The sequence below is a fragment of the Thermus caldifontis genome (assembly GCF_003336745.1).
Lineage (GTDB): Bacteria > Deinococcota > Deinococci > Deinococcales > Thermaceae > Thermus > Thermus caldifontis.
The window spans coordinates 24,294-47,220 of record NZ_QGMX01000007.1 but is presented as its reverse complement, the minus strand read 5'-3'; the positions used below and the strand labels follow the sequence as shown (position 1 = coordinate 47,220).

Annotated in this window: 33 protein-coding genes and 1 tRNA gene; 21 read left to right on the top strand and 13 right to left on the bottom strand. The window is 65.5% G+C overall.

Annotated elements, in window-relative coordinates:
* Nucleotides 1-933, bottom strand: a complete 933-nt coding sequence (locus tag DK874_RS08115; protein WP_114313519.1) for a threonine/serine dehydratase family protein — start codon at nucleotides 931-933, stop codon at nucleotides 1-3.
* Between the two features lie 67 nt (nucleotides 934-1,000).
* On the opposite strand from DK874_RS08115, the gene secG reads away from it, so the two are divergent.
* A complete protein-coding gene (gene secG, locus DK874_RS08110) occupies nucleotides 1,001-1,228 on the top strand; it encodes a preprotein translocase subunit SecG (RefSeq protein ID WP_114313518.1) in 228 nt (75 codons plus the stop codon).
* A gap of 36 nt (nucleotides 1,229-1,264) precedes the next feature.
* Nucleotides 1,265-1,340 (top strand) — tRNA-Ala (locus tag DK874_RS08105).
* A 34-nt stretch (nucleotides 1,341-1,374) separates the two neighbouring features.
* On the opposite strand, the gene DK874_RS08100 is transcribed toward DK874_RS08105, so the two are convergent.
* Genes DK874_RS08100 through DK874_RS11880 form a run of 3 tightly spaced genes read right to left on the bottom strand, consistent with a single transcriptional unit; the run spans nucleotide 1,375 to nucleotide 3,103 of the window.
* Nucleotides 1,375-2,481, bottom strand: coding sequence for an LptF/LptG family permease (locus tag DK874_RS08100; protein ID WP_114313517.1), 1,107 nt, complete (start codon nucleotides 2,479-2,481; stop codon nucleotides 1,375-1,377).
* A complete protein-coding gene (locus DK874_RS11885) occupies nucleotides 2,478-2,726 on the bottom strand; it encodes a hypothetical protein (RefSeq protein WP_240307634.1) in 249 nt (82 codons plus the stop codon). Before DK874_RS11885 ends, DK874_RS08100 begins: the two co-directional genes overlap by 4 nt.
* Nucleotides 2,717-3,103: a hypothetical protein gene (locus DK874_RS11880; RefSeq protein WP_240307633.1), complete on the bottom strand. Its 387-nt coding sequence runs from the start codon at nucleotides 3,101-3,103 to the stop codon at nucleotides 2,717-2,719. The genes DK874_RS11885 and DK874_RS11880 overlap by 10 nt, the downstream gene beginning before the upstream one ends.
* A gap of 30 nt (nucleotides 3,104-3,133) precedes the next feature.
* Between DK874_RS11880 and DK874_RS08090 the strand changes: the two genes are divergently transcribed.
* The 8 genes from DK874_RS08090 to rsfS all read left to right on the top strand — a co-directional run bounded on the left by DK874_RS08090 (nucleotide 3,134) and on the right by rsfS (nucleotide 7,790).
* Complete coding sequence (locus DK874_RS08090; protein WP_162798753.1) at nucleotides 3,134-3,331, top strand: hypothetical protein; 198 nt, start codon at nucleotides 3,134-3,136, stop codon at nucleotides 3,329-3,331.
* A 90-nt stretch (nucleotides 3,332-3,421) separates the two neighbouring features.
* A complete protein-coding gene (rplU, locus tag DK874_RS08085; RefSeq protein ID WP_114313515.1) occupies nucleotides 3,422-3,727 on the top strand; it encodes a 50S ribosomal protein L21 in 306 nt (101 codons plus the stop codon).
* A 3-nt stretch (nucleotides 3,728-3,730) separates the two neighbouring features.
* Complete coding sequence (gene rpmA / locus DK874_RS08080) at nucleotides 3,731-3,988, top strand: 50S ribosomal protein L27 (protein WP_114313514.1); 258 nt, start codon at nucleotides 3,731-3,733, stop codon at nucleotides 3,986-3,988.
* Nucleotides 3,989-4,005: 17 nt separating this feature from the next.
* Entirely contained in the window at nucleotides 4,006-5,253 is a 1,248-nt protein-coding gene (obgE, locus tag DK874_RS08075; protein ID WP_114313513.1) for a GTPase ObgE, read from the top strand.
* Between the two features lie 9 nt (nucleotides 5,254-5,262).
* Nucleotides 5,263-5,823: a nicotinate-nucleotide adenylyltransferase gene (nadD, locus tag DK874_RS08070; protein ID WP_114313512.1), complete on the top strand. Its 561-nt coding sequence runs from the start codon at nucleotides 5,263-5,265 to the stop codon at nucleotides 5,821-5,823.
* The gene (gene yqeK, locus DK874_RS08065) at nucleotides 5,798-6,355 is read left to right on the top strand and encodes a bis(5'-nucleosyl)-tetraphosphatase (symmetrical) YqeK (protein ID WP_114313511.1); all 558 of its coding nucleotides are present in this window, start codon (nucleotides 5,798-5,800) and stop codon (nucleotides 6,353-6,355) included. Before nadD ends, yqeK begins: the two co-directional genes overlap by 26 nt.
* On the top strand, nucleotides 6,345-7,442 hold the full coding sequence (locus DK874_RS08060; RefSeq protein ID WP_114313510.1) for an LCP family protein: 1,098 nt from the start codon (nucleotides 6,345-6,347) through the stop codon (nucleotides 7,440-7,442). The genes yqeK and DK874_RS08060 overlap by 11 nt, the downstream gene beginning before the upstream one ends.
* Before the next feature lie 6 nt (nucleotides 7,443-7,448).
* Nucleotides 7,449-7,790, top strand: a complete 342-nt coding sequence (gene rsfS / locus DK874_RS08055) for a ribosome silencing factor (protein WP_114313509.1) — start codon at nucleotides 7,449-7,451, stop codon at nucleotides 7,788-7,790.
* 15 nt (nucleotides 7,791-7,805) lie between these two features.
* Here the strand turns inward: rsfS and DK874_RS08050 are convergent, their stop codons facing one another.
* Entirely contained in the window at nucleotides 7,806-8,357 is a 552-nt protein-coding gene (locus DK874_RS08050) for a Uma2 family endonuclease (protein WP_114313508.1), read from the bottom strand.
* Nucleotides 8,358-8,362: 5 nt separating this feature from the next.
* On the bottom strand, nucleotides 8,363-8,644 hold the full coding sequence (locus DK874_RS08045; RefSeq protein ID WP_114313507.1) for a hypothetical protein: 282 nt from the start codon (nucleotides 8,642-8,644) through the stop codon (nucleotides 8,363-8,365).
* Between the two features lie 21 nt (nucleotides 8,645-8,665).
* On the opposite strand from DK874_RS08045, the gene panC reads away from it, so the two are divergent.
* Nucleotides 8,666-9,496 carry a pantoate--beta-alanine ligase gene (panC, locus tag DK874_RS08040; RefSeq protein WP_114313506.1) on the top strand — a complete coding sequence of 277 codons (831 nt, stop codon included), beginning with the start codon at nucleotides 8,666-8,668 and terminating at the stop codon, nucleotides 9,494-9,496.
* Nucleotides 9,493-10,602: a type IV pilus twitching motility protein PilT gene (locus DK874_RS08035; protein ID WP_114313505.1), complete on the top strand. Its 1,110-nt coding sequence runs from the start codon at nucleotides 9,493-9,495 to the stop codon at nucleotides 10,600-10,602. Before panC ends, DK874_RS08035 begins: the two co-directional genes overlap by 4 nt.
* 3 nt (nucleotides 10,603-10,605) lie before the next feature.
* Here DK874_RS08035 and DK874_RS08030 read toward each other — a convergent pair whose 3' ends face one another.
* Both DK874_RS08030 and DK874_RS12030 read right to left on the bottom strand, forming a co-directional pair.
* Entirely contained in the window at nucleotides 10,606-11,022 is a 417-nt protein-coding gene (locus DK874_RS08030) for a PIN-like domain-containing protein (protein WP_114313504.1), read from the bottom strand.
* Nucleotides 11,019-11,729: a DUF433 domain-containing protein gene (locus DK874_RS12030; protein ID WP_338065448.1), complete on the bottom strand. Its 711-nt coding sequence runs from the start codon at nucleotides 11,727-11,729 to the stop codon at nucleotides 11,019-11,021. The genes DK874_RS08030 and DK874_RS12030 overlap by 4 nt, the downstream gene beginning before the upstream one ends.
* A 456-nt stretch (nucleotides 11,730-12,185) precedes the next feature.
* Here DK874_RS12030 and DK874_RS08015 point away from each other — a divergent pair, with 456 nt between their 5' ends.
* From DK874_RS08015 to DK874_RS07990, 6 genes are all read left to right on the top strand, one after another.
* Nucleotides 12,186-13,460 carry a thymidine phosphorylase gene (locus DK874_RS08015; protein WP_114313503.1) on the top strand — a complete coding sequence of 425 codons (1,275 nt, stop codon included), beginning with the start codon at nucleotides 12,186-12,188 and terminating at the stop codon, nucleotides 13,458-13,460.
* Between the two features lie 109 nt (nucleotides 13,461-13,569).
* Nucleotides 13,570-14,493: a M23 family metallopeptidase gene (locus DK874_RS08010; protein ID WP_114313502.1), complete on the top strand. Its 924-nt coding sequence runs from the start codon at nucleotides 13,570-13,572 to the stop codon at nucleotides 14,491-14,493.
* Between the two features lie 10 nt (nucleotides 14,494-14,503).
* Nucleotides 14,504-14,869 carry a bactofilin family protein gene (locus tag DK874_RS08005; RefSeq protein ID WP_162798752.1) on the top strand — a complete coding sequence of 122 codons (366 nt, stop codon included), beginning with the start codon at nucleotides 14,504-14,506 and terminating at the stop codon, nucleotides 14,867-14,869.
* A gap of 2 nt (nucleotides 14,870-14,871) precedes the next feature.
* The gene (gene accD / locus DK874_RS08000) at nucleotides 14,872-15,729 is read left to right on the top strand and encodes an acetyl-CoA carboxylase, carboxyltransferase subunit beta (RefSeq protein ID WP_114313500.1); all 858 of its coding nucleotides are present in this window, start codon (nucleotides 14,872-14,874) and stop codon (nucleotides 15,727-15,729) included.
* Nucleotides 15,713-16,663 carry an acetyl-CoA carboxylase carboxyltransferase subunit alpha gene (locus DK874_RS07995; protein WP_114313499.1) on the top strand — a complete coding sequence of 317 codons (951 nt, stop codon included), beginning with the start codon at nucleotides 15,713-15,715 and terminating at the stop codon, nucleotides 16,661-16,663. Before accD ends, DK874_RS07995 begins: the two co-directional genes overlap by 17 nt.
* 68 nt (nucleotides 16,664-16,731) lie before the next feature.
* On the top strand, nucleotides 16,732-18,348 hold the full coding sequence (locus DK874_RS07990; protein ID WP_114313498.1) for a PEGA domain-containing protein: 1,617 nt from the start codon (nucleotides 16,732-16,734) through the stop codon (nucleotides 18,346-18,348).
* Between the two features lie 54 nt (nucleotides 18,349-18,402).
* Here the strand turns inward: DK874_RS07990 and DK874_RS11875 are convergent, their stop codons facing one another.
* Nucleotides 18,403-18,783, bottom strand: a complete 381-nt coding sequence (locus tag DK874_RS11875; RefSeq protein WP_240307630.1) for an SdpI family protein — start codon at nucleotides 18,781-18,783, stop codon at nucleotides 18,403-18,405.
* Nucleotides 18,784-18,963: 180 nt separating this feature from the next.
* Entirely contained in the window at nucleotides 18,964-19,134 is a 171-nt protein-coding gene (locus DK874_RS11870; protein WP_240307629.1) for a DUF1648 domain-containing protein, read from the bottom strand.
* Nucleotides 19,135-19,164: 30 nt separating this feature from the next.
* On the opposite strand from DK874_RS11870, the gene DK874_RS07980 reads away from it, so the two are divergent.
* The 3 genes from DK874_RS07980 to DK874_RS07970 all read left to right on the top strand — a co-directional run bounded on the left by DK874_RS07980 (nucleotide 19,165) and on the right by DK874_RS07970 (nucleotide 20,702).
* Complete coding sequence (locus DK874_RS07980) at nucleotides 19,165-19,857, top strand: NTP transferase domain-containing protein (RefSeq protein WP_114313497.1); 693 nt, start codon at nucleotides 19,165-19,167, stop codon at nucleotides 19,855-19,857.
* Nucleotides 19,858-19,861: 4 nt separating this feature from the next.
* The gene (locus DK874_RS07975; RefSeq protein ID WP_114313496.1) at nucleotides 19,862-20,401 is read left to right on the top strand and encodes a CBS domain-containing protein; all 540 of its coding nucleotides are present in this window, start codon (nucleotides 19,862-19,864) and stop codon (nucleotides 20,399-20,401) included.
* Between the two features lie 61 nt (nucleotides 20,402-20,462).
* On the top strand, nucleotides 20,463-20,702 hold the full coding sequence (locus DK874_RS07970; RefSeq protein ID WP_015716251.1) for a ferredoxin: 240 nt from the start codon (nucleotides 20,463-20,465) through the stop codon (nucleotides 20,700-20,702).
* Between the two features lie 66 nt (nucleotides 20,703-20,768).
* Here the strand turns inward: DK874_RS07970 and DK874_RS07965 are convergent, their stop codons facing one another.
* The 3 genes from DK874_RS07965 to DK874_RS07955 all read right to left on the bottom strand — a co-directional run bounded on the left by DK874_RS07965 (nucleotide 20,769) and on the right by DK874_RS07955 (nucleotide 22,819).
* Entirely contained in the window at nucleotides 20,769-21,242 is a 474-nt protein-coding gene (locus DK874_RS07965; RefSeq protein WP_114313550.1) for a GNAT family N-acetyltransferase, read from the bottom strand.
* Between the two features lie 192 nt (nucleotides 21,243-21,434).
* Nucleotides 21,435-21,656 (bottom strand): cold-shock protein, encoded by a 222-nt coding sequence (locus DK874_RS07960; protein WP_014516375.1) that lies wholly within the window; start codon nucleotides 21,654-21,656, stop codon nucleotides 21,435-21,437.
* A 113-nt stretch (nucleotides 21,657-21,769) separates the two neighbouring features.
* On the bottom strand, nucleotides 21,770-22,819 hold the full coding sequence (locus DK874_RS07955; protein ID WP_114313495.1) for a DnaJ C-terminal domain-containing protein: 1,050 nt from the start codon (nucleotides 22,817-22,819) through the stop codon (nucleotides 21,770-21,772).
* Between the last annotated feature and the right edge of the window lie 108 nt (nucleotides 22,820-22,927).

The following is a 22,927-nucleotide window of genomic DNA, read 5'->3' as shown; positions in this document are numbered from 1 at the left end:
CTAGGGAGCGAACCTGCGGTTTCCTCCTGAAAGTAGAATGGCCAGGACCTGGGGAAGCCTTTCCCCGTGCTCCAGCACGGCGGCCAAGGGGAGGGCCCCAGTGGGCTCCACCACCTGCTTGGTGCGGGTGAAGAGGAGACCTTCAGCCTCCAGGATGGCCTCCTCGCTCACGGTGAGGATGGCGTCCACCTTCTCCCTCAGGATGGGGAAGGTGTGCTGGCCCAAGGCCAAGGTCCTTACCCCATCCGCCCGGGTCCTGGGTGCTTGGGGAAGGCGCACGATCCCACCCTTTTCCAGGCTTCTCTTGGCGTCGTCCGCCCCCTCGGGCTCCACCCCCAGGACCAAGGTGCTGGGGGAGAGGGCCTTCACCGCCGTGGCCACCCCGGCGATGAGCCCTCCGCCTCCCACTGGAACCAAGACCGCTTCCGGGAAAAGCCCAAGCTCCCCCGCCTGGGCCATGAGCTCCAGCCCCGCGGTGCCCTGCCCGGCCATGACCAAGGGGTCGTCAAAAGGATGGATGAAGGCGTAGCCGGTTTCTAGGAGGAGGGCCCTGGCCACCTCCTCCCGGTTTTCCCCCGTAACCCCTTGGTCCACCACCTGGGCCCCGTAGGCCCGAGCGGCCTCCTTCTTAAAGGGGCTTGCCTCCGCGGGCATGACCACCAGGGCCTTTACCCCCAGGATCCGGGCGGCGTAGGCCACCCCCTGGGCGTGGTTGCCGCTGCTTACCGCCAAAAGCCCCTTGGGGTTTTCCAGGGTCAGGGCCTTGGAAAGGGCTCCCCGGGCCTTGAAGCTTCCCGTCTTCTGCAGGTGCTCGGCTTTTAGAAGCAGGCGCTTGCCCAAGAGTTCATCCAGGAGCCTCGAGGTGAGAAGGGGGGTCCGGTGCACGTAAGGGGCAATGCGCCGGTGGGCGGCGTAGACATCCGCTAGTTCCACACCCCTTTATACTTCCCTGGGACCCCGGGTGGACACATCCTCCCCTTCCCGCTAAAGTGGTAAGGGTATGGACTTCCTTTACACCTTGGTCATCCTCCTCTACCTGGGCGTGGCGGGGCTTTTGGTCTACCTGGTCCTGGTGCAGGAGCCCAAGCAGGGCGCTGGGGACCTCATGGGGGGCTCGGCGGATCTCTTTTCCGCTCGAGGGGTTACCGGGGGGCTTTACCGTCTCACGGTGATCCTCGGGATTGTCTTCGTGGTCTTGGCCCTTTTGATCGGCCTCTGGACCCGTTGACAAACGGCCCTCCCCTCGGTACCATAGGCGTTGCCTGGGGCCGTGGCGCAGTTGGGAGCGCGCCTCAATGGCATTGAGGAGGTCAGGGGTTCGAATCCCCTCGGCTCCACCAGAAACCCCCTGGGGAAACCCAGGGGGGTGCGCCTTTACCGCAGGGCCCTCAGGCCGAGAAGGAGGAAGAGGAGGTTCGCTCCCCAGGCCCCCACCTCCGGGGGCAGGGCCCCAATTCCTGCCAAGGAGCGGCCCAGGAAAAAGGCCCCGTAGTACCCCAGGGCCAGGACCACGCTAAGGCCCAGGGCAAGCCCGGTGCTCCGGCCGTACCTTAAGGCCATGGCCGCAGCCAGGAGGACCAGGACCAGGTTGGCCAAGGGCAGGGCCAGCTTGGAGTGAAACTCCAGCCGGGCCCGCCACTTTTCCAGGGGCGCCAGGAAGGGGTCCCGCATCTTGGCCCAGGCCTGGGAGAGGCTATCCTGGCCAAAGCTGAAGGTGTCGGCGTAGTCGGCGATGGCCCGGGCCCGGGAGAGGTCGGACTCCACCTCCAGCACCTTTCCCTGGCTTACCACCCGGAAGACCTTGCGGGTTTGGGCCAGGAGGTCCTGGGCGGTTTCCAGCCCGGGGATCTGGGCGAAGTCAATGCGGTAGAAGCGGTAGTCCTTCAGGGTGATCACCCGGTCCTCCCAGCTTCCCCGCTCGGCGAAGAGAAAGGTGCCCTCGTTGTTCCTAAAGGAGGCGATGCGCACCCCCACCATCTCCTTTGTCCCCATGTCAAAGTCCTCAAAGTAAAGGCTACGCCCCTGGCCGATGGGGATCTGCAGGCCCTTTAGGCGGAAAAGGCCGGCTCCTTGGGTGTGGATCTCGTCCCACCAGGCCACCCGCACCCGTTCGTTGTAGTAGGGGACCAGCTTCTCCTGCAGGAAAAGGGCCACGAGGCTTAGGAGGGCCCCGGTCCAAAGGAGGGGCAAGGCCGCCCGCCACAGGGGGATGCCCCCGGAGAGCAAGGCGAACTGGGCCCCTTCCGCGGAAAGCCGGCCAAAGACCAAGACGGTGGTGGTGACCAAGGCGATGGGGAAGACCTGGACCAAAACGCCGGGCACGTGGTAGGAGAGCCAGCGGGCCACCTTCAAAAGGGGCACCCCCTCCAGCCACCGGGCCCCGGCGTAGAAGAAGCCGAAGAGGTAGACGGCGGTGAGGAAAAGAAGGGCCAGAAGGAGGACCGGGAGGCTTTCCTTAAGGAGGTGGCGGTAAAGGGTCATGGGAGGCGGTTTGCGTACTGGGCCAGGAGGGCGGCGCCAGAGGGCACCTTGGTGGTGGCCTGGACCTTGCCGGAAACAAAGCGCAGGTAAAGCCGGGCGCTTGGCCCCTGGCCCCTCAGGGTGGCCTTCCCCTCCTGGTAGGTGAAGCTTCCCAGGGCCAGGGCTTCCCGGTCCTTCAGGTTCACCACCAGGGTTTCCGCCTGGAGCCTGGGGCTTTCTGCCCCCACCTTGCCCTTTAGGACCACGATGTCCTCGGCGAAGAGGGCCAGGGCCCTTTCTGCCCGTAGCCCCTTGAATCGGCGTTGCTGAAGGTGAGGCCGGTAAAGCGGGCCTCCTGCTTGGGGATGTCGTGCTCGAGGCTCTGGGCCACAAAGGTCTCCTTCTCCGAAAGGAGCTCGGCCCCCCGGGCCCGCACGAAGCTCCCCTCTTTGTACTCAATGTAGCCTGCCTTTAGGCGCAAGCCGTTTTCGTTGTCCACCAGAATCCCACCCTGGGGCAGGGTGGTGATGCCGGTATCCAGGTTCACCCGCTGGGAGCCAAAGGGCTCCACGCTAAAGGTGGCGAAGCGGGCCCCTAGGGAAAAGCCCAGGAAAATACCCAGGGCCAGAAGGAAGCGGCCCATGCCCTTTTGGCCCTTTTGGATAGGAGGGGTGTGGAGGTGAGGGAGAAGGATGGGGTTTTCCGCGTGTTGCGGGTAGTGGGGCGGAGCGGATTCAGCTTTGTGGACGCCTACCTGCTGTTCCTGGCTCAGGAATCTAGGGGCCAGGAAGGGATAGCCACTTTGGACAAGGCTCTGGCCAAGGAGGCCAAGAGGGAGGCCATGCCCCTTTTGTGGCGAAATACCCTCTGAAGGAGCCTTTTTCGCTGCTTGAAGAAGTGGCTTAGGTTAAGTATAGTAGAAAGCCGGTAGCCCCTTTGGGGGCTTTGGGAAGGGGAAGCCATGTTCGCGATCGTCAAGACCGGCGGCAAGCAGTACCGGGTGGAGCCTGGGCTTAGGCTTCGGGTGGAGAAACTGGAGGCCGAGCCCGGGAGCCAGGTGGAGCTTCCCGTGCTCCTCCTGGGCGGAGAAAGAACCCTGGTAGGGACTCCTTTCGTGGAAGGGGCCAAGGTGGTGGCCGAGGTCCTGGGCCACGGCAAGGGCAAGAAGATCACCGTCTCCCGCTTCAAGGCCAAGGTGCAGTACCGCAGGAAGAAGGGGCACCGCCAGCCCTACACGGAGATCCTCATCAAGGAGATTCAGGGGTGAGCCATGGCACATAAAAAGGGTTTGGGTTCCACCAAAAACGGCCGGGATTCCCAGGCCAAGCGCCTGGGGGTGAAGCGGTATGGGGGCCAGGTGGTGAAGGCGGGGAACATCCTGGTGCGCCAGCGGGGCACCCAGTTCAAGCCCGGCAAGAACGTGGGCATGGGCCGGGACTTCACCCTCTTCGCCTTGGTGGATGGGGTGGTGGAGTTCCAGGATAAGGGGCGGCTAGGCCGCTATGTGCACGTGCGCCCCTTGGCCTAGGCCAAGGGACCCTTTGGATGTTCCAAGACGTCCTCAAGATCACCGTCGCCGCCGGCAGGGGTGGCGACGGGGCCATCTCCTTTCGCCGGGAGAAGTTCGTGCCCAAAGGGGGTCCCGACGGGGGGGATGGGGGGCGTGGGGGAAGCGTCTACCTGAGGGCCAGGGGGAGCGTGGACTCCCTCTCGGAGCTTTCCAAGCGCACCTACAAGGCGGAGGACGGGGAGCACGGCAGGGGAAGCGGCCAGCATGGCCGCGCCGGGCGGGACCTCTACATCGAGGTGCCCCGGGGGACCCGGGTCTTTGATGCCGACACGGGGGAGCTGCTGGGGGACCTCACGGAGGAAGGCCAGGTCCTCCTGGTGGCCCGGGGAGGGGAAGGAGGAAGGGGGAACCTGCACTTCGTCACCCCCACCCGCCAGGCCCCCCGTTTCGCCGAGGCGGGGGAGGAGGGGGAAAGGAGGAGGCTTCGCCTCGAGCTCATGCTCATCGCCGACGTGGGCCTGGTGGGCTACCCCAACGCCGGCAAGTCCAGCCTCCTGGCCGCCACCACCCGGGCCCATCCCAAGATCGCCCCCTATCCCTTCACCACCCTAAGCCCCCACCTGGGGGTGGTGGAGGTGGGGGAAGAGGAGCGCTTCACCCTGGCGGACATCCCGGGGATCATCGAGGGGGCAAGCCAGGGAAAGGGCTTGGGGCTTGAGTTCCTAAGGCACATCGCCCGCACCCGGGTCTTGCTCTACGTTCTGGACGCCACCCAGGAGCCCCTTAAAGCCTTCCACACCCTGCGCCGGGAAATAGAGGCCTACGACCCCCCCCTCCTGAGGCGGCCAAGCCTCATTGCCCTCAACAAGGTGGACCTCCTATCTCCCCAGGAGGTGGCGGCCAAGGTGGCGGAGCTTGCCCAGGAAGGGCTTCCCGTCCTCCCGGTGAGCGCCCTCACGGGGGAGGGCCTAGAAGGCCTTAAGGAAGCCCTTCTTAGCCTGGTGAAGGCCACCCCAGCCCCCGAGCTTCCCAAACCCGCCCCCAGGGTGGCGGTGGAGGCTGGGGTGGAGGTGGTGCCCCTGGAGGAGGGGGTGTACCAGGTGCGGGCCCCCGAGGTGGAGCGGTACCTGAGGCGGCTTAAGGGGGATTTGGCGGAGGCAGCGGGCTACCTGCAGGAGGTTTTCCGGCGCCACGGGGTGGAGGCGGCCCTAAAGGCCAAGGGGGTACGGGCAGGGGACGTGGTGCGCCTTGGGGAGCGGGAGTTTGAGTATATCCCGGACTAGGGGGTTGGTTTGCGGATCGGGCTATTTGGCGGGAGCTTTGACCCCATCCACCTGGGGCACCTGATCGCTGCCGCTGAGGCGCAACGGGCCTTGGGGCTGGACCGGGTGTTCTTTGTGGTGGCGGCCCGTCCTCCCCACAAGACCCCGGTGGCCCCGGATTGGGCCCGCTACGAGATGGTCCTCCTGGCCACGGCAGGGGAGGAGGGGTTTTGGCCCTCGAGGCTGGAGCTGGACCGGCCTGGCCCGAGCTACACCGTGGATACCCTAGAGGAGGCCCGGAGGCTTTTCCCAGGGGATGAGCTTTTCTTCATCACCGGGGCCGATGCCTATCGGGATGTCCTCACCTGGAAGGAGGGGCACCGGCTTCATGAACTGGCCACCCTGGTGGCCGTGGCCCGGCCCGGCTACCCCTTGGACCGGATGCCGGTGCCGGTGGTGCCCCTTTCCGTTCCGGAGGTGGGCATCTCCAGCAGCGAGATTCGTAGGCGCATCAAGGAGGGCCAGAGCGTGCGCTTCTGGGTGCCTCGGCCTGTGGAGGTGTACCTTGAGAAGCACGGTTTCTACCGCTGAGCTAAAGGAGAAGGTGAAGGCCCTGGTCCGCCCCGAGCGCTGGGCCCACATAGAGCGCGTGGCGGCTTTGGCGCGGGAGATTGCCGAGCAGAACGGTCTGGATGGGGAGAGGGCCTACCTGGCGGGGCTTTTGCACGACGCGGCCCGCGACTTGGGCGAGGAGGAGCTCCTTAAGTTGGCCCCTCCGGAAAACGAGGTGGAAAGGGCCCATCCCCTCTCCCTCCACGGCCGGGCGGCCCGGGTTCTGGCCGAGGCCTGGGGGGTGGAGGACGAGGAGGTCTTGCAGGCGGTGGAGGGGCACGTGTACGGGGTGGACCCTGGGAATGCCCTGGGCATGGCCCTCTACATCGCCGACGTCTCCGAGCCCGGCCGGGGGGTGAACGGGGAGATCCGGGAGCTGGCCCTTGCGGGGAGGCTTTCTGAGGCCTACCGCCTGGCGGTGGGGAACAAGGTGGCCTACCTGAAGGCCAAGGGCATTCCCCTGCACCCCAGGACGTTGGCGGTGTACCGTCGCTTGCAGGATGCGCCCTAGGCTTTCCCTTCTCCTCCTTTCCCTGGCCCTTTTCGCCCTTGGGGGGGTGCTTTCCTGGCCCAGGCCTGTGGAGGAGGAAGGGGTGCGGCCCAGGAGGGCCGGGCCCTTGCCCGAAATGGGGGTGGTGGTGGCGGCCCGGGATATCGAGTACTGCGGCTACCACACCCCCTGCGGCCCAGGAAGCCGCACGGACACCATCTTCTACGTGCGCATCCGGGGAGGGGAGGCCAGGGCCTTGGCCATTCCCCGGGACCTCTATAGCCCGGCGGTGGGGGGCAAGATCAACGGCGCCTATGCCCGAGGGGGGGCGGGGCTTCTGAAGCAGGCCGTGGAGGAGGCCACGGGCCTGGTGGCGGAAAGGCACCTCATCCTCACCCTGGAAAGCGTGGCCCGGGTGGTGGATGCGGTAGGGGGGGTAGAGGTCTACTTGGACCGCCCCATGCGCTACACCGACCGGGCGGCCAAACTCTACATCGACTTCCCTGCGGGAAGGCTCCACCTAAATGGGGAGGAGGCGGTGAAGTACATGCGCTTCCGCCACGATGCCTTGGGGGACTATGCCCGCTTGGACCGCATCAAGGGGGTGATCTCCCAGGTGCTCAAGAAGGCCCAGGACCCCCGCACCTGGCCGGCTTTGGCCTTGGCCTTACGGGAGGCTTGGCGGGAGTTGGACACGGACCTTTCCCTGGAGGAGGCCCTGGCCCATCTGCCTGGGGTCCAGGGCCTGAGGCTTTCCCTGGCCACCCTGCCTACCCGGGAGGGGAGGGGGACCTTTCTCTATGTGGACGAGGGGGCCAAGGCCCAGGTCCTGGCCGCATGGATGGGCATGGCCCTGCCCTCATCCCCGCCGCAGGTTCCCGTGCGCCTACGGGGGGAAAGGGACCTGATCCTTTGGGGGCAGGCCCTTTTGGCCCGGGAGGGGGTGGAGGTGCAGGTGGAGGAGGCGGAGGTGGCGCGAAGCGCCGTGTACACCAAGGACCTCGAGGCGGGAAGCTACGTTGCGGAGCTCTTTCATCTGCCCCTTTTGGCCCCCTATGGGCCGGTTTCCGGGGTGGTGGTGGAGCTGGGGCGGGACCTGGTAGAATGAGGTCAGATGGTAAAGACCCTGGAGGCTTTGGAGCTGGTAGCGAGGATCAAGGATCTCCTTTGGGAAAAGAAGGCGGAAAACGTGGTGGCCCTGGACCTGAGGGCGGTGTCCGAGAGCCTGGACTACTTCGTCCTGGCCAGTGCCAACAGCACCCCCCATCTCCAGGCCCTGGAGCGCCACGTGGAGGAAAAGCTGGGGGAGGCGGGGCTTCGGCCCCGGCCCACGGAGGGGCAGAGCCCCCGCTGGGTGGTCCTGGACTACGGGGAGGTGGTGGTCCACCTCATGACCCCCGAGGCCCGGGAGTACTACGACCTGGAAGGCTTCTGGGCGGACGCCGAGAGGATCTAGGCCCCTTTTCCTCGCCTAGTCTAAGGCCAGGTACACCGCGTCCAAGTCCAGGAAGGCGTCCAGGCAGGGAAGCGGAACCTGGCCACCGGTGTAGGCCTCCAAGCGGAAGCCCTTCCCCTCGTGGAAATAACCTTCAAGGCCCCTTTTTTCCGGATCCAAGAGGAGATATGCCTGGAGGCTTTCTAACCCTAGGTAGGCCCGCATTTTTTCCCAGCGGTCCTGGGCCTCCGTGGAAGGGGAGAGAACCTCTATCACCAAGCAAGGGTTTTCCTCGTAGTAGGGGTTCTCCCCTGGTGGGCCACAGACCACCATGAGGTCGGGGTAGTAGACGGTATCGGGTGCCACCTTGAGCTTAAAGGTCTCCGCATAGAGGCGGCATCCCTTTCCCCGGGCTAGGGGGAAAAGGGCCCCCACCAGGGCCACCACCAAAAGGTTGTGCCGCCGGCTGGCCCCGGCCATGGCCCGGGGGAAGCCCCGGACTAGCTCGTGGCGCACACGGCTTTGGGCCTCCCTTTCCAGGTAGGCCTCGAGGGCCAGGGGGTGGAGAACCTGGGCGGGTTCGGCCATCTCTCCTATTTTAGCCGCGGTGGGGCTAAAGGCCCCATGATGAAGCGCTGAAAGAGGAGGTAAAACCCTAGGTAGACCAGGATCTGGAACCAGGTGCTCTGGGCCCAGGGGAGGCCTATGGCGGCGGTAAAGAGGATGAGGAGGGTGGCCGCCATCACCACCAAGGTGGTGCGAAAGAAGAGGCCGGGGAAGTACCTCAGGGCTTCCCGGAAGGTCTTGGGCCGCCTCTCCTCCCATTCCTTAAGGGCCTTTTTCTTGAGCTTTTCCTCCCGCTTCTTCTTGCCCACGGGGAAAGTATACTGAGCCCCGTGAAGGTGGCGCACACCGTGGCCGAGCTCCGGCAGGCCCTACCCCGGGAAGGGGTGGGCTTTGTCCCCACCATGGGCTACCTCCACCGGGGGCATCTGGCCCTGGTGGAGCGGGCCAGAAAGGAAAACCCCTTCGTGGCGGTTTCCATCTTCGTCAACCCTTTGCAGTTTGGTCCCGGGGAGGACTACCACCGTTACCCCCGGGACCTAAAGCGGGACCAGGCCCTTTTAGAGGAGGCGGGGGTGGACCTCCTCTTCGCCCCCGGCGTGGAGGAGATGTACCCGGCGGGGTTTTCCAGCCGGGTCACCGTGGAGGGCCCCCTCACCGCCCTTTGGGAGGGGGAGGTGCGCCCCGGCCACTTCCAGGGGGTGGCCACGGTGGTGGCCAGGCTCTTCCTCCTGGTGGGGCCGAGCCGGGCCTACTTTGGGGAGAAGGACTACCAGCAGCTTCTGGTGATCCGCAAGATGGTGCGGGACCTGGGCTTCCCCCTGGAGGTGGTGGGGGTGCCCACGGTGCGGGAGGAGGATGGGCTGGCCCTTTCCAGCCGCAACGTCTACCTTTCCCCAAAGAGGCGCCAGGAGGCCACGGTGCTTTACCGGGCCCTTTTGGCCATGCGGGAGGCGGCCTCGAGGGGAAAGGGCGTGGCCGAGGCCCTGGAAAAAGGGGAGGAGGTGCTCAAGGGGGTTCCCGAGTTCCGGGTGGACTATCTGGCCATCGTGCACCCGGAAACCCTCCTTCCCCTTTCCCGCTTTGTGCCCGGGGCCAGGGGGATCGTGGCGGGCCGCTTCCCCGAGGTGCGCCTGATCGATAACCTGGAGGTCTACCCATGAGCGAAGCTCTCCCCCAGGAGGGTAGGCAAAGCCTCTTGGAGATGCTCAAGGCCATGGTCCAGGCCCGGGCCTCGGACATCCACCTGCAGGCGGGGGCCCCGCCCGTGATCCGGGTGGATGGGAAGCTGAAGCCCTTTGGCAACCGGCCCCTAACCCCCAAGGACACAGAGGCCATCGCCAAAGCCCTCCTCACCCCGGAGCAGTGGGAGGAGGTGGAGTACCGCAAGGAGCTGGACTTCGCCTACACCATCCCCGGGGTGGCCCGCTTCCGCTGTAACCTCCTGAGGCAGCGGGGAAGCTTCGGCCTGGTGATGCGGGTGGTGGCCGAGGCGATTCCCAGCTTTGAGGCCTTGGGCCTGCCCCGGGAGGTGATGGAGGGGCTCGCCGCCAAGGAGCGGGGGCTCATCCTGGTCACCGGGCCCACGGGTTCGGGGAAGAGCACCACCCTGGCGGCCCTCATTGACCACATCAACCTGCACTACGCCAAGAACATCATCACCATTGAGGACCCCATAGAGTTCCTGCACAAGCACAAGAAGAGCCTGGTGGTGCAGCGGGAGGTGGGGCTGGACACGGATAGCTTCTACTCCGGGGTCAAGTACGCCATGCGCCAAGACCCCGACGTGATCCTGATTGGGGAGATGCGGGACAAGGAAACGGTGGAGGCCGCCCTCATGGCGGCCCAGACCGGGCACCTGGTGCTCTCCACCCTCCACACCTTGGATGCGGCGAGGACCATCAACCGCATCATTGAGTTTTTCCCACTACATGAGCACCAGCAGGTGCGCATCCTCCTTGCCGAGTCCCTTCTTGGCCTCCTTTCCCAGAGGCTTTTGCCCCGGGCGGACGGGAAGGGGAGGGTGCTGGCCCTGGAGGTTCTCATCGCCACCCCCTACGTGCGGGAGCTCATCAAGGATGAGGACAAGACCCCCCAGATCAAGGAGGCCATGATGGAGGGCTCCATCCACGGGATGCACACCTTCGACCAGCACCTGGTGGAGCTCTACACAGGGGGGCTCATCTCCCTGGAGGACGCCCTTTCCGCCGCTACCAGCCCCCACGAGTTTAGGCTTCTCCTCACCAAGGCCACGGGGCAGGCATACTGAAGACTAGGGGAGTAGCCTTTGTAGGCGATAGCGTTTTTTGCCTCCTTTACCTTTAACCTCAAAACGGGCTACAAAGGGAGACGGGGTCTTGCTTAGGAAGCGCTCAACCTGGGCTTGGGCTGCTGCAAACTCTTGGGCCACTTGGAGAAGCCATCCCGGCGTCCGTTCTTTGGGGTTAGGTAAAAGGATCACCCTAGCTTTATAGGCTAAAAGCAACGCCTTTTCTACTTTGTTGAAACGGATCCTTTCGTCTAGGGTTAGGATTACCCAATTTTGCAGGCTTACCCTAGGAATCCAGATTTCGTCTCGTTCCTCTTGTGGGAAATGGTCATCGTGGAGTTCTACAGTGAGACCTAATTCTCGGAGGCGTAGAGGGAACTTCCGGCCAAGATTCCGGTCACAGAAGTAGGTGGGGCTCACGCAGCCCTGCCTTCGAAAACCACCGCTTCCTTCACGTCATCAAGGCTAAGGCCATAGTCTTCGGCCAAGGACTCGGGGGTTTCACCGGCATCGTAACGAAGAGCGATGATATGGGTTTTGATACCTTTCACCGTGGGGGCGCCGAAAGCTACTTCTGGATCCAAAACAATCCGGTCGCTCCGTATCTGACCAGCTACTGGGGGGTGGAAACGAAGTGGCCTTCCCCTTGTATCCCGATCCACCCTAGCCAGATAGCGTTCCAGGATCTTCTCCAAGGCTAACTGGCCAGAACGGGTCAAGGACAATAACCCTTCGGGGTCCTTAATAAAGACGTCGCCAAGGCCGGCCTCCAAATCAAGAAGAAGAGGGCGGTCTACTCCGAGATGCTCCATGGCATACTTCACCATGCGGCGGATTTTGGCCATGGAGATACGATGTTCCTCTCTAAGTGCGGCGAGCACATTGGCTTCCACTAGGTTGTGGAAGGAGAGAAGGGGACTCTCTTGGGGAGGGATTATCAAGGGGGGGGACCACCTTGTTCCCTGGTCCGTAGGGTAGCTCCGCCCACGCACCCAGGTGCGAAGGGTGGCCACGGAAATGCCCAAGTAACGGGCGGCTTCTCGCAGGGTGTAGAAGGGACGGTCCCGGGGGTCCAAACTCAGCACCCAGCTTTCTAGCTCCGCTCCTTTACGCTTCCCCTTATCCATCAGCCTATATATAGATTATCACGCAGGGACCAAAACCAAAGGAGGGGTACGGCCTCTTTGTCGGGGAGAAGGATGCGGAGACGCCTTCCTTGGGCATAAAGGGGAAGCTTGACGTCCCGGTCATGCTCCAGGCTGGATTCGGAGACCTCCATCAAAAGCAGGATGTCCTCGGGGTTGGCAGGGTCTCCCAGGAGTCCTTGGGCCTAAGGGGGGCCAGGTCCGGCTGGGAGGATGGGCGCACGGGGTTTTGCGGCCAGATGGGGCTTTATCCCCTAGGGCCTGCGCGAACCGGGTCACCAAACGGGCCACCACCTCGGCATGCCTAGGACCGATAGGGCTCATCTGGTATACCTCCCCCTCGAGAAGCTCCACCCCAGTAACCCCTCGGAAGAGGCGCTCAAACTCCTCGATGCCGAAGCGGTACCCCTGGGCCATGGCCTTAGGTAGCATGGGGGCATGAACCCGGTGGCGTTCATCCGCGAGAAGCGGGAAGGCCTCAAGCACCGGCGCGAGGACCTGGAGGCCTTCCTCCTGGGCTACCTAAGGGAGGAGGTGGCGGACTACCAGGTCTCCGCCTGGCTCATGGCGGCCTTCTTGAGGGGCTTAGACCGGGAGGAAACCCTTTGGCTTACGGAAACCATGGCCTATTCCGGAAAGGTTTTGGACCTTTCCCACCTGCCCCACCCCGTGGACAAACACTCCTCCGGGGGGGTGGGGGACAAGGTGAGCCTGGTGGTGGGGCCCATCCTGGCGGCCAGCGGGTGCACCTTCGCCAAGATGTCGGGCCGGGGCCTGGCCCACACGGGGGGGACCATCGACAAGCTGGAATCGGTGCCGGGCTGGCGGGGGGAGATGACGGAGGAGGAGTTTCTGGATAGGGCCGGGCGCATTGGCCTGGTCATCGCCGCCCAAAGCCCGGACCTGGCCCCCTTGGACGGAAAGCTTTACGCCCTAAGGGACGTGACCGCCACCGTGGAGAGCATCCCCTTGATCGCCAGCTCCATCATGAGCAAGAAGCTGGCGGCCGGGGCCAGGAGTATCGTGCTGGACGTGAAGGTGGGCAAGGGGGCCTTCATGAAGACCCTGGAGGAGGCCAGGCTCCTCGCCAGGACCATGGTGGAGATCGGCCAGGGGGCGGGCCGAAAGGTGAGGGCCCTCCTCACCCGCATGGAGGCCCCCTTGGGCCGGGCGGTGGGAAACGCCATAGAGGTACGGGAGGCCATCGAAACTCTAAAGGGGAAGGGGCCAGAAGACCTTCTGGAGGTGGCCTTGCGCCTTTCGCAGGAGGCCTTAAGGCTTGAGGGGCTGGATCCGGGCCTGGCCCATGAGGCCTGGGAAAGCGGGGAGGCCCTGGAGAAGTTCCGGGCCTTCCTCGAGGCCCAAGGGGGGGATGCCAGGGTGGTGGAGGACTTCTCCCTGCTTCCCCTGGGGGAGGAGTTGCCCCTTTTGGCGGAAGGGGAAGGGGTGGTGCAGGAGGTGGACGCCTACCGGGTGGGCCTGGCGGTCTTGGCCCTGGGGGGTGGACGAAGGAGGAAGGGCGAGGCCATCGACCCCGGGGTAGGGGTCCACCTGCTGAAAAAGCCCGGGGACAGGGTGGAAAAGGGGGAGGCCCTGGCCCTGGTCTACCACCGCAGGAAGGGCCTGGAGGAGGCCCTGGCCCATCTAAGGGAGGCCTTCCGCTTGGGCCTGGAGGCCAACCCCCTGCCCCTGGTCCTGGATGCTTTGCCCTAAGGGCAAACACATTTGCGTAAGCAAGATGCTTTGCCCTAAGGGCAAACACCTTGGCCTCAGCCCGTGGCCTTGCCCTTAGGGGCGGGGGGGTAGGGTATACTCTTGGCGGATGAAGCGACGCTGGAAAAGGCCCGTGCGCTATACCCTTTTCCTGGCCCGAAGCGGCGGGGGAAGCCGGGCGGTGGTCCTGCCGGGGTGGGCCGTGGCCCTCTTCCTGGCCCTCCTAACCCTTTGGACCGGGGCCAACCTCTACCTTTGGCACAAGGGCCGGGAGGCCCGAACCCTGGAGGTCCGCCTCCAGGCCCTTTCCCAGGAGGCCCGGAGGCTTTCCTTGGCCCTCGAGGCGGAGCGGACCAAAAACGGGGCCCTCTCGGAGGAGGCCAAGCGCACCAAAAGGGAGCTTGCGGAGATCAAGAAGGCCATAGAGGAGCTCCGCCGCCGGGCGGGGCTTTCCCCCTTGAACGCCCTTCCCGTGCGCTACCAGGAGGGGGGCCAGGGGGGTGGGGCCGTGGCCGAGGAGTCCCTGGCGGGCTGGGCGGAGGTGCGCGCCGAGGTCCTGGACCTTAAGAACCAGCTTAAGGAGGTGGTGCCGGCCTTGGAAAGGACCCTGGAGGTGGAGCGAAGCCTCCCCCGGGGCCTGCCCCTACGGGGGTACGAGGGGGTCACCTCCCCCTTCGGCATGCGCAAAAACCCCTTCGGCCCGGGGTACGAGTTCCACGATGGCCTGGACTTCGCCGCTCCCTATGGCGCTCCCGTCTACGCCACGGGAAGCGGGGTGGTGGCCGAAACCGGCTGGATGGGGGCCTATGGCCTTGCTGTCCTCCTGGACCATGCGGAAGGGTACCAGAGCCTCTACGGCCACCTTTCCCGCCTGGCGGTGCGCCCCGGAGAGAGGGTGGAAAAGGGGCAGGTCCTGGGGTACGTGGGCTCCACGGGCCGCTCCACCGGCCCCCACCTCCACTACGGCATCTACCGCTACGGCGCTCCCCTGGACCCCAGGCCCTACCTAGACCCCCTTTGGGCCTCCCGTTAAAATGGGGCGGATGCTGGGGAGAAGGCAGACGGGGGCCCTCACCTACCTGGGGCCCGACACCGAGGTCCTGGGGGACCTGAAGGCCAAGGGCCAGGTGCGCATCGACGGCCTGGTCAAGGGCTCGGTCTACGTGGAAGGGGAGCTGGAGGTGGGCCGCACGGGCCGGGTAGAGGGGGAGAAGGTGGAGGCAGGGAGCGTCCAGATCCACGGGGAGGTCAAGGCCGACTTGGTGGCCACCAAGGTCAGCCTTTCCAAGACGGCCCGTTTCACCGGCACGATTCGGGCCCAGGCCTTGGATGTGGAAGCGGGGGCGGTCTTCATCGGCCAGAGCCTGGCGGGGGAGACCAAGGCCTTGGAGGCCCCCAAGGAGGCATAAGCGTGGCCCTAGAGCGGCTTTTCCGAAGGAAAAGGCCCAGCGGGGAGAACCGGGACGTCCCCGAGCTTTGGACCAAGTGCGAGGCCTGTGGGGCCCAGCTCTACAAGAAGGAGTTTAAGGAGAACCTGTACGTCTGCCCCAAGTGCGGCCACCACCACCGGGTGCCCGCTTCCGAGCGGGTGGAGATGCTGGCGGATGCCGGCACCTTCCAGGAGATCACCCGGCTTAAGCCCTTGGACCCCTTGGGCTTCGTGGACACCAAGCCCTACAGGGAAAGGCTTAAGGCTTACCAAGAGGAAACCGGCCGCCCCGATGCCATCCTGGGGGGCACCTGCGCCATCGGCGGGGTGCCTGCGGTCCTCATGGTCATGGACTACGCCTTTGCCGGCGGCTCCATGGGGAGCGTGGTGGGGGAGGAGATCGCCCGGGGGGCAGAACGGGCGGCAGCGGAGGGCCGGGCCTTGGTGATGGTGGCGGCCTCGGGGGGAGCCAGGATGCAGGAGGCGGCCCTTTCCCTCATGCAGATGGCCAAGACGGTGATGAGCCTGGACCGCCTTTGGGAAAAGCGCTTGCCCTATGTTGCCATCCTCACGGATCCCACCACCGGGGGGGTTACCGCCAGCTTCGCCGCCCTGGCCGACGTGATCTTCGCCGAGCCTGGGGCCTTGATCGGCTTTGCCGGGCCCAGGGTTATCCGCCAGACCATCCGGCAGGAGCTCCCCGAGGGCTTCCAGCGTTCGGAGTTTTTGCTGAAGCACGGCATGGTGGACCGGGTCACGGACCGCAGGAGGCTGAAGGCGGAAGTGGTCCAGGTCCTCCGCCACCTGCACCCCGGGGTTTCCTATGGCACTGGAGTTTGAAAAGCCCATCCTAGAGCTGGAAAAACGCATCGCCGAGCTGAAGGAGACGGCCCGTACCACGGGGGTGGACCTCGAGGCGGAGATCCGCCTCCTGGAAGAGCGCCTGGCCCGGCTCAAGCAGGAGGTCTACGGCAACCTCACCGCCTGGCAGAGGGTGCAGCTGGCCCGAGCCCCGGGCCGCCCCACCACCTTGGACGTCCTGGAGAGGGCCTTCCAGGACTTTTTGGAACTCCATGGGGACCGGGCCTTTGCCGACGACCCCGCCATCGTGGGGGGCCTGGCGTACCTGGAGGGGCAGAAGGTGGTGGTGGTGGGCCACCAAAAAGGGCGGGACACCAAGGAGAACCTCCAGCGCAACTTCGGCATGCCCCATCCCGAGGGGTACCGCAAGGCCATGCGCCTCATGGACCTGGCGGACCGCTTTGGCTATCCCTTCATTTCCTTCATCGACACCCCGGGGGCCTACCCGGGGGTTTCCGCAGAGGAGCGGGGCCAGGCCTGGGTGATCGCCCAGAGCATCCAGCGCATGAGCCGCCTGAGGGTTCCCGCCATCGCCCTCATCCTGGGGGAGGGGGGAAGCGGGGGGGCCCTGGCCATCGGGGTGGCCAACCGGGTCCTCATCATGGAAAACGCCTGGTACTCGGTGATTAGTCCTGAGTCCTGCGCCGCCATCCTCTGGCGGGACGCCAAGGAGGCGCCCAAGGCCGCCGAGGCCCTGAAGCTCACGCCCACGGACCTTCTGGCCCAGAAGGTGGTGGACGCCATCGTTCCCGAGCCCGAGGGCGGGGCCCACAAGGATCCCTTTAGGGCCATCCAGAACATCAAGGAAGCCCTCCTAAGGACCCTCGAGGAGCTCAAGGGGCTTTCCCCGGAGGAGCTCTACCAAGACCGTTACCGCCGCTTCCGCACCCTAGGGGCCTACGCCGAGTCTTAAGGGGCCTTGGCCTTTTTCCCTCAGGATTTTCACAGGGAGGCTTTAGCCTGAGGGCGGAGGTGAGGGCTATGCGGAAACTGCTTTTGGCCATTTTGGGTTTGGGGGCGGCCTTGGCCCAGCAGATAAGCCCCCAGGGCATCATCGTGAACCCGGTGCCCACCGACCTTCAGGTAAGGGTCTGGGTGGACAAGGATCCAGGCAAGCGGGGCACGGGCGTTTATCAGATCGGTGAGCCCATCTTCATCTACGTGAACGTGAACCAGGATGCCTATGTCTACCTTTTCAACATCAACGCCGATGGCAAGATTGACCCCATCCTGCCCAACGCCTTTGAGCGGGATAACTTCCTTAGGGCGGGGGAGACCCGGCGCTTTCCCCCGGAAGGGGCCCGCTACCGCTACACGGTGACCGGCCCGGAGGGGGAGGACCGCATCCTGGCGGTGGCGAGCCGTAGGCCCCTCTCCTTGGGGGAGATCCTGGACGTGGAGGGCAACCGGGTGCGGGTCCAGGGGGCAGAAGGCCTGGCTCGGGCGCTTTCCATCGTGATTGAGCCCCTTCCCCCCAAGGACTGGGTCACGGACTTGGCCCGCTACTATGTGGGCCGGGTGACGGCCCCCCCGCCCAGCCCGGCCACGGCTACCCTGGTGGTGGACTCCAGGCCCGCGGGCGCCGAGGTCTACCTGGATGGGCGGCTTTCCGGGCGCACCCCCCTCACCCTCCAGGTGAACCCCGGCCGGCACGAGGTGGAGCTCAGGCTTGCCGGCTACCAGCCCTACCGGGTCACGGTGAACCCCAGGCCCGGGGAGAGGGTCCAGGTCTTCGCCCAGCTGGTGCCGGAAGCCCGGCAGGGAACCCTGGTTATCTCCTCCAGTCCCTCGGGGGCCGAGGTGTACGTGGAGGGGGCCCTCAGGGGCCGCACCCCCCTTTCCCTAAGCCTGCCCGAGGGTCGGTATGCGGTGGAGCTTAGGCTTTCCGGCTATGAGCCCTACCGGGCCACGGTCCAGGTGCGAAGGGGGGAGACCACCCGGCTGGACGTGCGCCTGAACCCCGTTTCCCGCACGGGCACCCTCCTTCTGGAGTCCAGCCCCACGGGGGCCGAGGCCTACATAAACGGCGCCTTGCGGGGCCGCACCCCCTTGCGCCTGGTCCTGGAGGAGGGAACCTACCAGGTGGAGCTTAGGGCCCCGGGCTACGAGCCCTACCGGGCCGCGGTGCGGGTGGAACGGGGCCGGGAAACCCGGGTTTCCGCCAGCCTTAGGCCCATCCGCACCGGGGAGCTTTACCTGGAGGCCAGGCCTGAGGGGGCCGAGGTCTACATTGACGGCCGCCTCATGGGCCGGGCGCCCCTACGGATGACCCTGGAGGCCGGTTTCCATGAGGTGCGGGTCCTGGCCCCCGGCTACGGGGAGTACCGGGCCCAGGTGGAGGTGCGCCCCGGGGAGTCCGTGAGGCTTTATGTGGAGCTTGTCCCGGTGCGGGCGGTGTTGGAGCTTTACCTGAACGTGGAGGCCCGGGTCTTCCTGGATGGGGAGGAGGTGGGGGTGGCCAAGGGGGGCTACCTGCGCCTCGAGGCGCCCTTTGGCCAGCACGAGCTCACCCTGGTGGCCCCCGGGTACCGCACCCTGGTGGAGACGGTGCAGGTCATTGGGAACCAGGTGCTGCGGTTTACCCTTAGGCCCCTCTGAGTGCCACCTCCAAGGGTGGGTTTCCCGCCGTGGGTTTCCGCGGCGGGAAGCTTTCTAGAGGGGCTTCTTCCGGGCCCGATAGGAAAAGAGGGCCAGGTAAAGGCCCCCTAGGACCAAGGCTACCAGCCAGGCCCAAAGCCAGGGTCCCTCACCCCAAAGAAGGGCCACTACCCAGGCCAAGCAGCCCAGGAGGGTAAGGACAAGGCCTGCCCTCCGCTGGGTTTTCCGCCAGACCTCGAGGTCCGCCAGGGTCCAGGGGGTGCGCACCCCAGCCACGGGATTAGGGGGAAGGTGAGGGAGGAGGAGGCCTAGGGCCAGGAGGACCAGGCCTACCCCCACAAAAAGAGCCCTTCCCAGAGGAAAGGGTATCCCCTGGGCCTGGGCCCAAGCGGCGTAGAGAAAGATGCCTTGCAGGAGGGTAAAGCTCCAAACCAAGGTGGCCTCCAGCCACGGCCAGATGGCAGGTGGTTTCCCCAGAAACCTGGGGGCCAGGGCCAGGATGGGGTAGAGGAGAAGGGTAACGATGAGGGGTAGGAGGAAAACCTCGAGGCGGCTTCCGTACCGGGTGATACCCTTTCCTCCTGTTTCGTTCTCTAAGCCCCAACGAGATGACGCCTACCGGAGGCCCTTTCCGGGGCCCCCACCCTGGCGCAAGCCAGGGTGGGGTGGTATGACCTCCCCTTGGGCGTTCCAGTGGGCGGGGATGGTGGATGGCCGATGGGGATAGGCGTAGAGGGTGAGGGCCCAAAGGAGAAAGAGGCCCAAAGGCGCCAACCAGCGGACCATGCCCAAAGGATAAGCCGTTAGCATAGGGGCGTGGAGGCCATCGTCTTAGGAGGCGGCGAGGAGGCTTGGGCCAGCAAGTACGGGGTAAGGAGCAAGGCCCTGGTGCCCTATCGGGGAAGGCCCATGGCGGAGTGGGTGCTTGCCGCCTTGAAGGAGGCGGGGCTATCCGCCATCTACGTGGGGGAGAACCCGGGGCTAACCCCCTCCCCCCGCCTTACCCTGCCCGATGGGGGAAGTCTTCTTGGCAATCTGGAGGCGGCCCTTGAGCACGTGGAGGGCCGGGTCCTGGTGGCCACCGCGGACATCCCCCACCTGAGCCCAGAGGCGGTGCGCTATGTGCTGGAAAAGGCCCCGGAGGCGGCTCTGGTCTACCCCATCGTGCCCAAGGAGGCGGTGGAGGCCCGCTTTCCCCATACCCGGCGCACCTACGCCCGGCTTAAGGAGGGGGTCTTCACCGGGGGAAACCTTTTGCTTTTGCAAAAGGAGCTCTTCTTCCAGGCCCTACCCCTGGCGCAAAAGGTGGTGGCCCTGAGGAAGAAGCCTTGGGCCCTGGCCCGGCTCATCGGTCTGGATATCCTCCTTAAGCTTCTCCTGGGCCGGCTTACCCTTCCTGAGCTGGAGGAGAGGGCCAGGAGGATCCTGGGGGTGGAGGCCAGGGCGCTCATCACCCCTTACCCCGAGGTGGGGGTGGACGTGGACCGGGAGGAGGACCTGGTAAGCTAAGCCCATGCGCACGGTGAAGGAACTCCGCCTGGCCGGGCTTTTCGCCTATTTGGCTGCCTTGGTGCTGGGCCTTCTTTTTTCCTACCTCCTCCACTCCCTCCTGGGGGGCGGGGGCAGGCTGGGGTGGGAGAGCTTTAACCTTGCCGGCCTCCTAGAGGGGCTAGGGTTTCTCCTCTTCTTCACCTTTGCCCTCTACGTGGCCAAGAAGGCGGTGCGGGTGCCCTGCACCACCTTGCTCACCGCTGGGCTCATCTGGCCCACCCCAGCCCGCCGCCTGGCGAAGCCTTTGCCCCAGGTGGAGGCCCTGGAGGTCTACGAGGGCCGGGGGGTGGCCCTTTTGGTGCACGAGGGGCGTCCGGTGGGGCTTCTGGGCCTTTCCGACCACATCCTGCCCTTAGAGGAGGTGCCCAGCGTGGAGGCCGAGGTGGCGGTGAGCGAGCTTTCCCCCCTTTTCCTGCGTCAACCCCTGGTCCTGGTGGTGAGGGGGGAGGAGGTCCTGGGGGCCATTTCCCGGGAGGCCTTCTTCCGGCACCTGGGGGCCTAAGCGGTTGACAAAGGGCCTGCTGCCCTAAAATAGGGGGGAGCGGTAGCTCGGGAGGTGAAGGATGCCGCACGTGATCTGTGAACCCTGCATCGGCGTAAAGGACCAGTCCTGCGTGGAGGTCTGCCCCGTGGAGTGCATCTACGACGGGGGGGACCAGTTCTACATCCACCCCGAGGAGTGCATTGACTGCGGGGCCTGTGTGCCCGCCTGCCCGGTGAACGCCATCTTCCCCGAGGAGGATGTTCCCGAGCAGTGGAAGTCCTACATTGAGAAAAACCGCAAGCTGGCCGGGCTGGGCTAAGGGGTCAACCTTCGGCCCAGGAGGCTTGGGACCCTCGCCAGGGTGGGAACCTTGGCGGGGTTTTGTTTATAACTCCCGCACGTACCAGCTCAGGGTGGGGCCCCCGTCTTTCACGTGGCGGAAGCCCTGGGCCCGGAAGAAGTCCTTGGCCCGGGCGTTGTTGCCGTAGACCACCGCATAAAGCCGCTCGGCCCCCGTCAGGTGGTTTAGGAGATGCTCCAGGGTCCTCCGCCCCAGGCCCTGGCCCTGGCGGTCTTCCCGGATGAGGAGGAGGCTTAGGGTGGCGTCCTCGGGCTCGGGGTAGTGGAGCTTGTAGTCCAGGTAGCCCACCACCTCCTCCTCCAGGAAGAGGAGGAAGGCCCGGCGGCGGTCGTCCTTCTCCAGGGTGGCCAGGTCCCGGACCACGTCCTCCAGGGCCGGGGGTTCCATACCGATCAAGGCGAAGTACCCTGGGCTTCGCAGGAAAAGTTGGTGGAGGAGGGGTGCGTCTGCAGGGAGCAGGGGGCGTAGGCTCAGGTTAAGGGTCCGCATCCTTCCCATGCTACCGGCCTTGGCCTGAGAATGGGGTGATGCCACCCCACCCTGGCTTGCGCCAGGGTGGGGGCCCCGGAAAGGGCCTCGGGTAGACATCATCTCGTTGCGGCTTAGAGAACGAAACAGGAGGAGAGGGTATGATAGGTTGGCCAAAAAGGAAGCGCCGTGGGTCTTCCCCACGGCGGTTCCCATTGCCCTTTACCTGCGGGCCGGCTCCACCACGGTGACGTTCACCGCCTGGGGGCCCTTGCCGTTCTTGCCCGGCTCCACGTCAAAGGTGACGATGTCGCCCTCGTTCAGGGTGCGGAACCCCTTGGCGTTGATGGCGCTGAAGTGGACGAACACATCGGTGTCGCCCTCGCGCTCAATGAAGCCGTAGCCCTTCTCCGCATTGAACCACTTGACCCGACCCTTCTGCATACCGCTCCTTCTCTTCCGAGCCCTTGGGCTCGTATCCGGGGCCTTAGGGGTTGCTTTAGACCCAAGGGGCCACCCTATAGCGACCCGGAATGCCTCACTATACCACGAAGGGCCTACTTGCGGAAGAACCCCCTTAGCCTTTCAAAGAAGCCTTCGGGGGCCACCTCCTCCCCCACCTCCTTAGCGTAGGCCCGAAGGAGTTCCTTGGCCCTGGGGCTCAGGTGTCTGGGCACGGAAAGCTCCACCACCACCCGAAGGGCTCCCCGCCTGGGCTCCCCCGGGTAGGGGAGGCCTTCCCCGGGGAGTTCAAAGACCTCCCCGTGCCCCGTGCCCGGAGGGATCTCCAGGGGGATGGGGCCCGAAAGCCCGGGGATCTCCACCCGGGCGCCCAAGGCCGCCTGGGCCAGGCCGATTTTCAGCCGGTAGATGAGGTCGGCCCCTTCCCGCTCCAGGTGGGGGTGGGGGCGGATTTTCAGGCGCACGTACAGGTCCCCGAGGCCCCCAGGGGCCAGGTTGCCGTAGCCCGGTACCCGCAGGAGGTGGGTCTCGTCCATGCCCGGGGGGATTCTCACCCGGACCCTTTCCTCCCGCGCCACCCGGCCCCGGCCCCGGCAGGTGGGACAGGTTTCCGCCAGGAGGTGGCCCTGCCCCTTGCAGTGGGGGCAGGTGGAGCGGGTGACGAAGGCGCCGAAGAGGCCCTGACGGTAGCTTTCCAGCACGCCCTTGCCCCCGCAGGTGGGGCAGACCACCCGCCTCCCCCCCTGGCCGCCGCAGGCCTCGCAGGGAATGAGGCGGGCGTAGGCCACCTCCACCTCCTTCCCCTTGATGAGGTCTTCCAGGTCCACCTCCACCTGGGCCTCGAGGTCCTCCCCCCTGGGGGCGGTGCGCCCCGTGCGGAAGCCAAAAACCTGGGCGAAGAGGTCCAAGAGGTCCTCGGTGCGGAACTCGGGCGTTCCCAGAAGCCCCCGGTCGTACTGGGCCCGCTTCTCGGGGTCGGAAAGGACGGCGTAGGCCTCGTTGATCTCCTTGAAGCGCTCCTCCGCCTCCTTGTCCCCGGGGTTGCGGTCGGGGTGGTACTGGAGGGCGAGCCTTCGGTAGGCCTTTTTGATCTCCTCCTGGGTGGCCTCCCGGCTCACCCCCAGGATGGCGTAGTAGTCCTTCATCCAACTAGCACTTTACAAGGAAAGGGGCCTTGGGCTAAAGTAGGCCTCAATGAGGCTCCTGCGAGCTATCCGGTAGGGGGCCCCTTCCTTCGGGAAGGGCCCCCCCGG